13 protein-coding genes are annotated in these 14,386 nt (G+C 31.1%); 7 read left to right on the forward strand and 6 right to left on the reverse strand.

What is annotated here, in order from left to right; all coding sequences use genetic code 11:
- Window positions 1-47: 47 nt before the first annotated feature.
- The 5 genes from glmM (at window position 48) to VCM48_RS02210 (ending at window position 5,485) form a co-directional block, all read left to right on the forward strand.
- Entirely contained in the window at window positions 48-1,442 is a 1,395-nt protein-coding gene (gene glmM / locus VCM48_RS02190; protein ID WP_274639880.1) for a phosphoglucosamine mutase, read from the forward strand.
- A 31-nt stretch (window positions 1,443-1,473) separates the two neighbouring features.
- Complete coding sequence (locus VCM48_RS02195; protein WP_482271452.1) at window positions 1,474-2,292, forward strand: hypothetical protein; 819 nt, start codon at window positions 1,474-1,476, stop codon at window positions 2,290-2,292.
- Window positions 2,293-2,394: 102 nt separating this feature from the next.
- The gene (locus VCM48_RS02200) at window positions 2,395-3,861 is read left to right on the forward strand and encodes an aminotransferase class V-fold PLP-dependent enzyme (RefSeq protein WP_482271453.1); all 1,467 of its coding nucleotides are present in this window, start codon (window positions 2,395-2,397) and stop codon (window positions 3,859-3,861) included.
- 6 nt (window positions 3,862-3,867) lie between these two features.
- Window positions 3,868-4,923, forward strand: a complete 1,056-nt coding sequence (locus tag VCM48_RS02205) for a M14 family zinc carboxypeptidase (protein WP_482271454.1) — start codon at window positions 3,868-3,870, stop codon at window positions 4,921-4,923.
- A gap of 82 nt (window positions 4,924-5,005) precedes the next feature.
- Window positions 5,006-5,485, forward strand: coding sequence for an Lrp/AsnC family transcriptional regulator (locus VCM48_RS02210; RefSeq protein WP_099214393.1), 480 nt, complete (start codon window positions 5,006-5,008; stop codon window positions 5,483-5,485).
- 97 nt (window positions 5,486-5,582) lie between these two features.
- On the opposite strand, the gene VCM48_RS02215 is transcribed toward VCM48_RS02210, so the two are convergent.
- The 4 genes from VCM48_RS02215 to VCM48_RS02230 form a co-directional block, all read right to left on the reverse strand.
- Window positions 5,583-6,443 (reverse strand): neutral zinc metallopeptidase, encoded by an 861-nt coding sequence (locus VCM48_RS02215; protein ID WP_274639884.1) that lies wholly within the window; start codon window positions 6,441-6,443, stop codon window positions 5,583-5,585.
- Window positions 6,444-6,617: 174 nt separating this feature from the next.
- Window positions 6,618-7,325 (reverse strand): pseudouridine synthase, encoded by a 708-nt coding sequence (locus VCM48_RS02220; protein WP_440121564.1) that lies wholly within the window; start codon window positions 7,323-7,325, stop codon window positions 6,618-6,620.
- Complete coding sequence (locus VCM48_RS02225) at window positions 7,318-8,520, reverse strand: multidrug effflux MFS transporter (RefSeq protein ID WP_440121565.1); 1,203 nt, start codon at window positions 8,518-8,520, stop codon at window positions 7,318-7,320. Before VCM48_RS02225 ends, VCM48_RS02220 begins: the two co-directional genes overlap by 8 nt.
- Window positions 8,521-8,787: 267 nt before the next feature.
- A complete protein-coding gene (locus tag VCM48_RS02230; protein ID WP_482271455.1) occupies window positions 8,788-9,432 on the reverse strand; it encodes a hypothetical protein in 645 nt (214 codons plus the stop codon).
- Between the two features lie 594 nt (window positions 9,433-10,026).
- Here VCM48_RS02230 and VCM48_RS02235 point away from each other — a divergent pair.
- A complete protein-coding gene (locus tag VCM48_RS02235; protein ID WP_482271456.1) occupies window positions 10,027-10,593 on the forward strand; it encodes a TetR/AcrR family transcriptional regulator in 567 nt (188 codons plus the stop codon).
- Between the two features lie 13 nt (window positions 10,594-10,606).
- Window positions 10,607-11,527 (forward strand): NAD(P)/FAD-dependent oxidoreductase, encoded by a 921-nt coding sequence (locus tag VCM48_RS02240; RefSeq protein ID WP_482271457.1) that lies wholly within the window; start codon window positions 10,607-10,609, stop codon window positions 11,525-11,527.
- A gap of 66 nt (window positions 11,528-11,593) precedes the next feature.
- Here the strand turns inward: VCM48_RS02240 and VCM48_RS02245 are convergent, their stop codons facing one another.
- The gene (locus VCM48_RS02245; RefSeq protein ID WP_482271458.1) at window positions 11,594-13,303 is read right to left on the reverse strand and encodes a TolB family protein; all 1,710 of its coding nucleotides are present in this window, start codon (window positions 13,301-13,303) and stop codon (window positions 11,594-11,596) included.
- A 37-nt stretch (window positions 13,304-13,340) separates the two neighbouring features.
- Window positions 13,341-14,333 carry a TolB family protein gene (locus VCM48_RS02250; RefSeq protein WP_482271459.1) on the reverse strand — a complete coding sequence of 331 codons (993 nt, stop codon included), beginning with the start codon at window positions 14,331-14,333 and terminating at the stop codon, window positions 13,341-13,343.
- Window positions 14,334-14,386: the final 53 nt, after the last annotated feature.

Raw genomic sequence — 14,386 nt, forward strand, 5'->3', positions numbered from 1 at the left:
ATACTTTCTTAAATAGCTTTATATTTGCTCATCAATAAAAAATGAATATGACACTTATTAAATCTATATCAGGTATTAGAGGTACCATAGGCGGAAATACAGGTGATAATTTAACTCCAATTGACGCTGTAAAATTCGCAGCGGCTTATGGTACATTCATAAAAAATAAAAATTCAGAGAAAGAAAATATAACAATTGTTGTAGGTAGAGATGCTCGTATTTCGGGTAAAATGATAAGTAACTTAGTAGCAAATACACTGGTTGGTTTAGGAATTGATGTAATCGATTTAGGTTTGTCAACTACACCAACTGTTGAAGTAGCTGTTCCATTGGAAAAAGCAGATGGAGGTATTATTTTAACAGCCTCTCATAATCCTAAGCAATGGAATGCACTTAAACTTTTAAATGAAAAAGGAGAATTTTTAAATGGTGAAGACGGAGCTGAAATTTTAAAGATTGCTGAAAATGATGCTACTATTGAGTTTGCTGAAGTTGACGATTTAGGCATATACAAGAAAAAGAAAGATTATATAAAGAAACATATTAAAGAAGTTTTAAAACTTCGTTTAGTAGATGTAGAAGCCATTAAAAAAGCTAACTTTAAAGTAGTAGTTGATGGTGTTAACTCTACAGGAGGAATTGCTATTCCAGCTTTACTTGAAGAGTTAGGTGTAAAATGTGTTGAATTATATTGTGAACCTAACGGACACTTTCCACACAATCCAGAACCATTAAAAGAACACTTAACCGATATTTCTGAATTAGTAGTAAAAGAAAATGCGGATTTAGGTATTGTAGTTGACCCTGATGTAGATCGTTTAGCGCTAATATCCGAAGACGGTTCTATGTTTGGAGAAGAATACACTTTAGTAGCTTGTGCAGATTATGTTTTAGGTCAATTAGGAGGAGGTAACACTGTCTCTAATCTATCATCTTCAAGAGCCTTACGTGATGTTACTGAAAAGCATGGAGGAACTTATACAGCAAGTGCAGTAGGTGAGGTGAACGTTGTTCAAATGATGAAAGATACCAACACGGTAATTGGAGGAGAAGGTAACGGAGGAATTATTTATCCAGAATCTCACTATGGACGTGATTCATTAGTAGGAGTTGCTTTATTCTTATCACATTTAGCACATAAAAAAATGTCTTGTAAAGAATTAAGAGATTCATATCCTAGTTATTTTATGAGTAAAAATAAAATCCAGTTAACACCACAAATTGATGTTGACAAGATTTTAGAAACTATGGCTAACAACTATAAAAATGAAGATGTAAATACAATTGATGGCGTGAAAATTGATTTTGCTGAAGAATGGATTCATTTACGCAAATCTAATACTGAACCAATCATTAGAATTTACACAGAAAGCACAAGTCAAGAAAATGCAGATGCTTTGGCCAAAAGATTTATCACTGAAATACAACAAATAATACAATAGTTCTTTGAAATTAAAAATAGTAAGTTTATTAATGCTGATAGTTTCAGCATCAATAATAGCACAGGAGAAAAACGAAGAAATCATTCAAAAGAAAAAAGTAACCAACAAAGGAAAATTCTTTGTTTATTGGGGATGGAACTGGGCTAGTTATTCTAATTCAGACATTCGTTTTAAAGGAGCTAACTACGATTTTACATTACAAAACGTTAAAGCTCAAGACAGGCCTACAAAATTCTCTTTTAACGATTATTTTAATCCAGGAAGAATTACCATTCCTCAAACCAATTATAGAATAGGATATTTCTTTAAAGAAAACTACACCGTTTCTATTGGGGTAGATCACATGAAATATGTAATGATAGCTGACCAAGATGTTAAAATTAACGGAAACATCAATATAGGAAATGCTAAATATGACGGAACATATAATAATGAAACAATCAATTTAGCAGCAGATTTTTTACGTTTTGAGCATACTGACGGTTTAAACTATGTAAATGTAGAAGTAAAACGTTTTGATGATGTGAGTCACTGGTTTGGTTTAAACTTAGAAAACTTACAAATCAACTTAACAGAAGGAGTAGGAATGGGGATTTTGTATCCAAGAACTAATACAACCTTATTAGGAATGGAACGTCATGACGATTTCCATTTATCAGGGTATGGAGCCTCTGTTGCCGGAGGGTTAAATATTACATTCTTAAAGCACTTTTTTGTACAAGCAGATTTAAAAGGAGGTTATATTTATATGCCAGATGTTAGAACAACTAAAAGTCCTGTAGATACAGCATCGCAAAGTTTTTACTTTTTTGAAAACACCATTTTAATAGGAGGTAAATTTAGGCTTTAATAACAAAGTGTTATAAATACGTTAATATTATAACTATTTTAGGCTAACTAGTAGTATACTGCTAATTTTACGCAACATAACAAACAACTAGAGATTTCAATTATGGATTTAGAACAGTATTTTGATAAGTTTAGAAAAAATATTGTAGGTATAGATCAGACTTTTCAAACACCTTATGGTGAAAAGAAAATGATTTATACAGATTGGACTGCAAGTGGAAGGTTATATCGACCTATAGAAGAACAACTTTTAAATAAATTTGGACCATTTGTAGCCAATACTCATACAGAAACTTCAACTTCAGGGGCAGCTATGACTTTAGCGTATCATGAAGCACGAAATATTATTAAACGCCATGTAAATGCATCTTCTAATGATGTGTTAATTACGGAAGGTTCTGGTATGACGGGAGTTGTTAATAAATTTCAGCGTATTTTAGGATTAAAAATAAATGAAAATTTAAAGGAAAATACACAAGTTCCAGATGAAAAACGACCTATCGTTTTTGTAAGTCATATGGAGCATCACTCAAACCAAACTTCTTGGATTGAAACTATAGCAGATGTAGAAGTTGTTCCTTGTAATGATGAAGGTTTAGTATGCTTAGATAAGTTTGAAGAAACCATAAAAAAATATTTAGATAGACCAATAAAAATAGCTTCAATAGTAGCAGGATCTAATGTAACAGGAATAAAAACAGATTATCATAAAGTTGCTTCTTTAATTCATAGTTATGGTGGCTTATGTTTTGTTGATTTTGCTTGTTCAGCACCATATGTTGATATTGATATGCACCCAGAAAATGAAGATGAGTATTTAGATGCTATTTTCTTTTCTCCTCACAAATTCTTGGGGGGTCCAGGAAGCTCTGGAGTACTGATTTTTAATAAAAAACTGTATAAGAATATGGTTCCTGATAATCCAGGAGGAGGTACAGTTAGCTATACGAATCCTTGGGGGCAACATGATTATTTTGATGATGTAGAAACGCGTGAAGATGGTGGTACACCAGCCTTTTTGCAAACTATTAAAATAGCTTTATGCATTCAGGTAAAAGACCAAATGGGAACAGACAAAATAAAGGAGCGTGAAGATGAAATTAACCCAGTTATCTTTAATTGTTTAGAAAACTTAGAAGGAGTTAAAATATTAGCCCCTGATCATAAAGATCGTTTAAGTATTTTTTCTTTTTATTTTGAAAAATATCACTTCAACTTAGTTGTAAAGTTATTAAATGATCGTTTTGGTATTCAAACAAGAGGAGGCTGTTCATGCGCTGGAACCTATGGTCACTTCCTATTAAATGTAGATCAAATAAGATCTAACGAAATTAAAGGACAAATATTAGAAGGTTGTAATACAGAAAAACCAGGTTGGGTACGTTTATCAGTACACCCAACAATAACAAATGAAGAAGTACAGTTTATTTGTGAATCATTACAAACATTAGCAGATAATATAGAAGAATGGTCAAAAGACTACAAATATGATACTGCTAAAAACGATTATGTACACAAAACTGTAGAACCTGTTGAAAAACAATTGGTAGCAGATTGGTTTTCATTATAATATGATATGACACATTTAAATAGCTCTTTTTTAGAAGAAAATTATTCAAAAATTAAAGAAGACTCTATATCTGGAAGATGGATAACATTAACAGATATAGAGCCTTTATATTTAGGCTTACAAAACTCTAAAATTCAAACAAAAATTATAGGTGAATCAGAAGAGGGGAGAGCCATTTACCAGTTAAAGCTAGGAAAAGGTAAAAAAAGAATTCTTATTTGGAGTCAAATGCATGGAAATGAAAGTACAGGAACTAAAGCTGTATTTGATTTTTTAAAGTTTATTCAACATTTTTCTACCCAGGAAATAACAAAATCTATTTTAGACAATTGTAGTATTACTATTGTTCCAATGTTAAATCCTGATGGAGCACAAGCATACACACGTGTTAACGCTAACAATGTAGACTTAAACAGAGATGCTGTTGAGTTAGAGGCCAAAGAAAGTAAACTTTTACGTAGTGTTTTAGAAGAAGTAAATCCTCAATTTTGCTTCAATTTACATGATCAAAGAACCATTTTTGGTGTTGAAGGAACTAAAAACCCCGCAACAATTTCCTTTTTAGCACCTTCAGAAGAAGAAAAAAGAACAATTACAGAAGGAAGAAAAGAAACTATGAATGTAATTGTAGCCATGAATGAATTGTTACAAGAAATTATACCTAATCATATTGGTCGTTATACAGATGAATTTTATCCAACAGCTACAGGAGATAACTTTCAAAAGTTAGGACACAATACAATATTAATTGAAGCTGGACATTTTCCGAATGATTATGACAGGGAAGAGGTTAGAAAATTCAATTTTTACGCGCTATTACAGGGAATATATCATATTTCGTTAGCAGAAAACTTTAAAGAGTTTGAAAAATATTTAGCTATTCCTAACAATATCAAGAACTTCTACGATGTGATTTATCGATCAAAAAATAATGAAAAAGATGTTGCTTATCAGTATGTAGAAAGTATAGAAAATGATAAATTTGCACTCGTTTTAAAAAAAGAGAAAGAAGGTAACTTATCTATGTATTCAGCTCATAAAGAATTCATAAAAAACAGTTAAAAATTCTACTTTCTTTAAATAAAACTTATTTTTTTTAGAAAAAAACTATATTTTAGCAATATTACTTGAAGAAAACAAAAAAATGAAGAAGTTCATACTAGATGAGATTGATCATCAAATTTTAGACATTTTAATTGAAAATGCTCGTACACCTTTTACAGACATTGCAAAAAAGTTATTAGTATCTGCTGGTACTATACACGTACGTGTAAAGAAAATGGAAGACGAAGGAATTATTCAAGGGTCAACTTTAACCTTGAATTATGAGAAAATGGGGTATTCTTTTATTGCTCACGTTGGAATTTTTTTAGAGAAAACATCTATGACACAACATGTGCTTGATAACCTACGTTTAATTCCAAACGTAACTGTTGCATATGTAACTGCAGGAAAATACAATATTTTCTGTAAAGTACGTGCTAAAAACACCAATGATGCAAAAGATATTATCTATAGAATAGATGATGTACATGGTGTAAACAGAACGGAAACAATGATTGCGCTTGAAGAAAGCATCAATGATAAAAAACGTTTAATGCACGCTATTTTTAAAGATATTTAAAAATAATTTTTATAAAAGTTAAAAGGGTAGCAAAATTTTGCTACCCTTTTTTAATTGCTCAACTAATAACTTTTTAAAATATTAGTTTTTTGTTAGTTTATTTTAAATTTTCAAATTCTTCCTTAGAAATCTCTCCCGAGTTAATTTTTCTTAACTCTTCCATTTTAGATAAGATAAAGTTATGTAATCCTTCATCAATATCGTCTGGTTTCTTTAAATCTTGACGTAAAGCACCTGGTAATACATAGTTATCATAGTAGTAAAAGAAGTTATAATCAAAACTGCTTACAGTTAAGTTATAATCTCCCAATAAGTATCCTAAACGGAAAGCAGAACGACGTTGAGCCGGAGTTCCGTGGTGTCCAGGGCTAGTTGTATTATAATCACCAATAGATGCAGCGAAGTTATATGCTGGAGCAGCTTGTGTCCAAGTAGCATTGTATCCATTTGGCTTTTTTATGTAGTAACCAGCAAAACCATCAGCCTCTAATTCAGTAGCTCTAGCAGTACTTTCACTTCTTGAAGGTAAGTTGTTTTGGTATTGTAATTGGTGTCCTACCTCATGAGCTTGAACCATAGCGCAAGAAATTCTTCCTCCTTGACTTAAAGCCATGTTATAAAGCTCTTCACCATAAATAATATAACCACTACCGTAAGAAATAGCGTTTGCTGTTCCAGAACCTTTAGCAAAGTATAAAGGAATAGTACTAATGCTAAATACATCAGCTATTTTAACATTTTGGTTATTTAAGAAATTTGTTTCAGATTGATTTACAATGGTTGAACCAATGTAAGCGTTTTGACCCCAGTTACCATCAATGTAGCTACATACTTCATGAGAATGGGCGTCTAATAATTTAGCATTTTGATTATCAACAGGATTAGTGTCGTTATCACTACAACTTACCATTAATACGGCTGCTGTAGCTGCTAATATGAAGGGTTTTAAATTTTTCATTTTTCTTTGATTTATATCATATAAAAAGTTAATTAATTAAACAATCAATAAACTAAGCGTTAAAATGATTGAATTATTGCTTTTTATTTAAAGAAAAATAAAATTGATGAAATCGTTAATGTCAAGGTTGAAAAATAACAGACTGAAAATAAGTAGAGTAGAGGGATGTGTGTTTTATAAAGTCCAATTAAACTTTTCAAAAACTATGTACCAATCTTTAGGGTAGTCTGCTTTTATAGATAGTTTTTCATTTGAATAAGGATGAATAAAATCTAAAGAATGAGCATGCAAAAAAAGATTCTCACAATCAAAGTTGTCAATAAACATTGTATTATGATTTTTATCCCCATACTTAGGATCACCAATTAAAGGATGGCTAATTTTATTCATATGAATTCGTAACTGATGTAATCTTCCCGTTTTAGGTTGTAGTTTAATCAGACTATATCTAGAAGTATCATAAGGTTTAACAGGAATATCTACTGTCACAGTTTTTACAGTAAATAAATGAGTTTCTGCATCTTTGTATACATTAGCATCTCTTCCTTTAACAGGAGAATCAATAACTTTAGTTTCAGGAGCATGACCTCTAACAACTCCATAATACGTTTTCTGTATTTCGTTTTTGGTAAACAGATCTTGAAATTTGGCTACAAATCCAGTTTCTTTGGCTAGTAATATAATTCCAGATGTTTTTCTATCAAGTCGATGAATAGGATACATTTTTTGATTGAATTGCTGCTGAATCATTTGCAACAAAGAGTCTTCATCTGCAACATTTCTAGAATGATGTGCATGATGTACAACTACATTGTTAGGTTTTGAAACACACAATATATATTCATCTTCATAAATAACATCTAACTCCATAATACTACTCATTAACTGGTTTTAACTTGGTGAAATTTAAAAGGAGTAAAGATAGTGTTCCACATATAAAAAAACCTATAAAAAGTGGGAGAGTAGTGGTTTCAACATACTTACCTATAAATGTAGCAATTGGCACTGCCATAATAGTAGATACAAACCCGTTAATTGCAGCTCCAATACCAGCAATATGCCCTACAGGCTGCATTGCCAACGCACGAAGATTACCAAATAAAAACCCTATTGAGAAAAACTGTAAAGCAAAGAATACTAGTAGTATTACAATACTTGGGTTTTCTTTTTGATAAAATAACGTTATGTAAATAATAGGAACGATTGAAAAGATAATTAAAAAGAATGATACCAACTTATGCATTCCAAATCTCATAACAAATGAACCATTTAAAAAGGTCGCAAAACCAACAGAAATAGCTAAACCAGCAAAGATGTATGGAAATTCGTCTACTAATAAATATTGTTCTTGAAAAATTTGTTGTGAAGCACTTAAATACACCATAAATGATCCTGTAATAAAACCAGATATTAATGTAAAAATAACAGCTTGTTTGTATTTTATAAACTCTTTAGAACCATCTAAAAATAAGCGAAATGCAAATTTAATTCTGTTTTCTTCTTTTAGGGTTTCTGGTTGACGTTTCCACAACCAAAACATTACTACAACACCAAAAATTAACTGACTATAAAATATAGATTTCCACCCATAAGCATCTAACATTAATTTACCTATAGCTGGTGCTACAACTGGAACTAAAATGAAAATTACTACAATAAAGGACATGATTTTTGCCATGTAATTTCCACTAAAACTATCACGAACCATGGCTATACTTATTGTTCTAGGTGCAGAAAGGCCTATTCCTTGTAAAATTCTACCTACAACCATCATTTCTATACTATTAGCGCTAACACAAATAAAACTGGCTATAACAAAAAGTATAAATCCTCCATAAATAATAGGTTTTCTTCCTAAACTGTCTGAAATTGGACCAGAAATTAATTGACCAAAACCTAGTCCTAAAAAAATCATGGTAATTAATAATTGACTATCGTGTGACCCTTGTTGAACACGAATACTAATACCTATTTGTTCTAAAGCTGGGAGTAATGCATCTATTGACAAGGCTACTAATGACATTAAGGAAGCCATTAAAGCAATGAATTCTAACTTTGATTGATTATTTTTTTGCATTAGGCAAAAATACTGCCTTTATTTTGTTTTGAAGTGGGAGTAAAAGTTAAAAAAAAGGCTGTTTTTTTAACAGCCTTAAACAAACAATATCATAACTTTTATAAGTCTAATAAAAAGACGCTGTCAAGAATAAAATTGTAGTGAAACAAAAAAATTGTAAAAAGTGAAGGGGCCTTTTATTCTATAACAGCGTCGTATACTATATACATCTTACAGTTTATAAAACAGCTATAATTAAAATAACCCTACTTTTTTTGTTAAAAAAATTTAAATTTTTATTCTTTCAAGTAAAAACATTAATTTTTTCACTTTGTCATTTTTCTGAATAGCGAGCCTTTTTCCTTTAAACTTAAGGACTGTATTAGGAAAATCTCTTGTTAATTTTTCCTTTTTTGTAAATTGAAACTCACTCCAAATGTCATTCCAGTACTTAGAGTGTAACTCATTGATATACGACTTTTCAAAGGCACATCCTTCGCCAGGGAAGTAGTTTTTGCAGTTTTCTTGAGTTACTTCGGCATCTAATTGAGTATCGTTTAAGGTTAATACATGTCCAAATTCATGGATAATAGTGTAGGCTAATTCACCACCAGCATTAAAACCTCCTTCATAGGCATAGTTAATTGCAATTCCCATTTTCCAATCAGATAAATCCCTTTTAATCTCGATAACAAAACCAGCACTACCTGAAACTTCACCATTATAGATTAAAAACTCACTCATTTTTTTAAGTTGTTCGGCTGGAACAATCTTTTTAACCAGACTCCATATTTCTTGGTGTTTAGCAACATCTTTTTGATATTCTAAATCTTGACCTGCTACTTTATAGTCCTGAATTTTACTAATTTCACCTCCAGTAACTTTATATATAATTTCTCGAATAAGTGGAATTCTACCATTTTTAAATAACAAAACTTAGTAGTGGTAAGGCATGAGTGACAAGTAAATTTTATTTTGTTTTTTGAAATTGAAAACATACTATTTAACATAATATTAATTATAGTACAAATGTATTATATGAATAAAACGGTGAATAAGAACTTTTTCTGTTCTATTTTACATAAATGTTGATGATATAGACCTAAAGGCGCTATGTCTACATCTATGTAACAGCAGTTTTACGACCTGAATTTAATTAATATTCGTAAGCTATAATTGTAGTATTATGTAAAATATCCTAGAAGTATTTGTTTTCATAAGAATAATTGGAACTTAGGTCATTAAAATTTTAAATACACGATTCTCACGGATTAAGATTTATAAAGAAGAAAGTCATTGATGTATAATTGTAGCGTCTAAACGCTCAATACAGTACAAATTTTTCCCATCCTTAATTCCTCTTTTAAAAATTCCTGCACACTTGCTTTATTCTTAATTCCATTAGAGTATTCTTTTAATCGTAACATCTAATATTATGTAAAATAGAAATTAAAAATGTTGAAAAGATAAAATAAACATGTCTCGTTTATGTGACAATTTATATCTTTGTCTCATAACTGAGACACAATGAATGATACTAAGATTAAAATTATAACTGCTGCAATTAAGGCATTTAGTAGAGATCCTAATGCTTCAATGGAAGAAATTGCAGAGTCCATCAATTTAAGTAGAAGAACGTTACATAGGCATTTTAACGGAAAATCAGAACTTATTGAAGAAATAATTGACTACGCAAGTAGTTTTTGCCTACAAAAGACTAAGGAATCAATAAAATCGTCTACTGATCCAAAAACTCAACTTTATACAACGTTTTTAAATGATATTAAAAGTGGATATCAATTTCGTTTTTTATATGGCTATAGAGAAAGCTATAAAGGAATGGAAAACGAGTATTCTGACTTTAGAGAAATGATGCAGATTTTTAGAGACTTGTTAAAAAAGTTACAAACTAATGGTTTATTTAATTCACAACTTACAATGGATTGGATAGAGAGCCTTTATTTTTCTACAATTGATGCCGCTATAAATTTAATTCTTGAAAATGAATCAAGAACTCAGGAAATTGTAGAAATGGCTTGGGAGTCTTATTTCAATGCTATTATAAATCATTATAAAAAAATAAAAATACATTAAAAAAATACAAAGTATGAATTATGAAGTCATAATTATTGGCGGTGGTCCTGCAGGAATGAGCGCTGCTTTAGTTTTAGGAAGAAGTAGAATAAAAACACTGATTTTAAATACCGAAAGCCCTAGAAATAGTATAACAACACATTCACACGGATTTTTAACTCAAGATGGCAAACATCCTTCTAAAATATTTAGAATAGCTAAACAACAATTAACAAAATATACATCTGTAGATTACATAAAGGAAAAAGCGGTATCTGTAAAAGGTGAAAACAATAATTTTTCGGTTGAAACAGAGCATAATACATATTCAGCCAAAAGAGTTGTTATTGCAACAGGACATAAAGATAACATTGCTCATATTGGCATTGAAGGTTTAACAGAAGTCTATGGAAAATCTGTTTACCCCTGCCCTTTTTGCGATGGTTTTGAAATGGCCGATAAAAAATTGGCCGTATTTGGAGATGCTGTAATGGCTCCAATGTTTTCAAAAACAATATCGCATTGGTCAAAAAATGTTATCATTTTTACAAATGGTGAAAAAGTTGAGGACAAAGAACTAATATCTAGCCTAACTAAAAAAGGAATACAGATAGTTGATAAAAAAATTAAAAAGCTGATTTCAACTGAAGGTCTACTTACAGGTGTTCAACTTATTGATGAAACAATTATTGAAAGAGAAGGTGGTTTTTTACCAGATACGAAATCTACTGAGAGTACCGACTTTGCTAAAAAAATGAATATTTCAACAGAAATTGGTCATTTTGGAATGGAGTTTTATAAAGTAGATGACAATAAAGAAACAGAAATTAAAGGATTTTATATTATTGGTGATGCCAGAACAGGTTGGAGCGGTGTTGCTTCTTCGGTTGCTGAAGGTAGTGAAGTAGCAGCTGCTGTCACACATCAAATAATAGAAGAAAACTGGAAATTATAATTAACTCATTCGTCAAGGTCATTAGTGAAGTTATTACATTTTTAACGGGTGAAATTTGCAGTTGTTTTAATGATGAACTTTCACCCATGAAGCTTGTGCCCCATTGTCTATAATTTTCCTTATTGAAGAACCATCTTTATTCATCATATAAATATCAAAAAAATTATCCTTGTTGCTTGATGAAAAAATTATTTTCAAGCCATCAGGTGACCAAGAAGGGTTCCAATCATCCACGTTATTAAATGTCAATCGTTTTTGATTGGAACCATCTATGTTCATCACATAGATTTCATAATTTCCATCTCTATTAGACATAAAAACAACTTTACTTCCATCTGGCGAGGTCTCTGGATGCCAGTCTTCAGTTTCATTTGATGTCAACTGTATAATATTCCTCCCATCGATACCTACTATACTTATCTCACTTTTTTTATTATCAAATTCTGAATGAAAAAGGAGTTTACCATCTGGTGTAAAATGAGGACCTCCCCCTCTTAATGACTCTATTTGATTTAATTGGCTACCGTCTGAATTCATAATCCAAATTTCTGTTTGCCAATTACCTTCCATGTCTTTATACTCTCTTGAAAATGCAATCTTACTTCCATCAGGAGACCAAGTAGGTGAATTGTCCCATTTATTTTCTGTATGAGTTAACCGCTGTCTATTCGAACCATTAATATTCATTGTATGAATGGACCATGTTTTATTCCTGTCATATTTAGCATAAAAAGCAATGCGTTTTCCATCTGGTGACACGGCTGGGTATCCATCTGCTCCAAGATGATTTGTTATTTTGATTTTTGATTTACTTTCAATATTAGTTAAAAAAATGTCTCTGTTATCTAAATCTTTTGATGAATAAACTATCTCATATGAAGCTAAGTCAATTTTCGGTTTAAGATTCTCAATAACTTGTGCGCTAACCCAAAATATATCTACATTTTCATAGTCTTTTGACCCCATATTTCTATTAAAAAAAAGATATTTACCATCCGGTGTTACACAAGCAAGGGCTTCCCAAGCTTCTGTATTAATCTTATTCCCCATATTTATAGGGTCGCCCCATGAACCATCTTCCTGTTTAAAGCTAATGTAAATGTCAGAATCGCCATAGCCTCCTTCTCTTTTACCATCAAATATTAGATACGATTCATCTGGTGCAATGAATGGATGAAAACTTTTTCCGTTATTAATATTACTGTTAAGTAACTTTGGTTCTTCATACTTTCCATCCACAAATCGTGAATATCGAATATCTCCTGTAAAACCTTCTTTGAACTCATCAAAAAAATAAGTTCCTTTAGAAGAAGCTGTCAAACGCATAATTGGTAAGTCTTTAAAAGGTAAACCAAGGCTTTTTACGGTAGACCATTTACCATCTTTAGTGCGTTCTTTATAACGTCTGCCCAAATGCATAGTTCTACCATCTGGTGAAATAAATGGTGTACCAACCCTAGGTGATATAACAGAATCTTTCCATTGTTTATTTTTATATTGAATCACAACAAATTCTTGCTCTTGCCCCTCCTCTCCTTCTCTAATAAAATAAAATTCTTTTAGGTCTGGAGTGAAGGCTCCGCTAACTTCCCATCCATCTGTCGTAACAATACCAGAAGCAAAAGGTCTAGGTGTTAAACCTGGTAGTTTTTGACCTAGGTAAGAACTTTCTATAGTTGGTGAATTACTATCTTTTGAAGTTTGCTTTTTTGTATTATTACAAGCATAAAAAAACAGTATAAATACCAACACCTTAATAAAATATAACTTGTTCATTGTTTTAACTTTTGATTGTAATTAATTAGACTAATACTTAGTTATTAAGTATATTTTCTTCCATAATTTCTTTTTTAAGCTGAATAAAGTCTACCCAATAGCTATCTAATAACCAATAAGTACTACCATCTTCTCTCGTTTTTATTTCTCCTCTAGAAAAAAACAAATATTTTCCATCAGGAGAAACAGTTGCTCCAGTTTCACTCTTTTCCGTATTTATTTTTGAACCTAAACTATAAGACTTTGTCCAAATACCATTTTGATTGAAACTAATATATAGATCACCATTTTCATATTTAGATGTTCTTTCAGCATCATAGATAATATAACTTTCATCTGGTGCTATGTAAGGATGAGCTATCCATTTACCTGGAGCATTTATTTTGTTACTCATTTTTTTTAATTTTGAATACTCACCTCCCTGATTCACCGAATAATAAATTCCCTCATCCTCTAGTTTTTCTTCTTTCTCTTTAGAGTTGAAATACAAATTGCCGCTTTCTGTAGAGTTTACGCACATAATCCACTCGTCTTTAAAGAGTTTTTCTAATAAAAGCTTAGGCTGTCCCCAACCCTCTTCATTTTTTTCTATATACCATTGATGAAATCCTGATGATTTAATTGAATCATTCAACGGTCTTGTACTTCCAAAATAGAGTCGATCTCCATTCGAACTAAATCGAGGATGCAAGTCTAAATATTTATTGTTAGTGGAGAAAAATGCTTGTTTGGGTGTTGACCATTTACCTTTGATTAATTTCATTGTATAAATATTGTGACTTCCCTCTCGTTGTCTACGTTGGAAGAACAATTCGTTCATTTCCCTATTAAAAGTAATTGAACCTTCTATAAGGCTGTCAATTGAAATAATTCCAGAAGCGAAAACTTCTGGAACTGAGCCTGGTGGTATTTGACCAAGATATTGCCCCTCGATAGTTTGAGAATTGGAAGTTATATCAAGTTTTTCTTGAGCAAACACCATGTTTAGCGATATAACACCTATTAGTATTAACAATTTCTTCATTTTCATTTCTTATTGTTTAAAATAGCTTACAAACTATTCCTTCTATTTCGTTGTAACAC

The sequence above is a fragment of the Tenacibaculum sp. DPLXC6 genome, assembly GCF_056815515.1.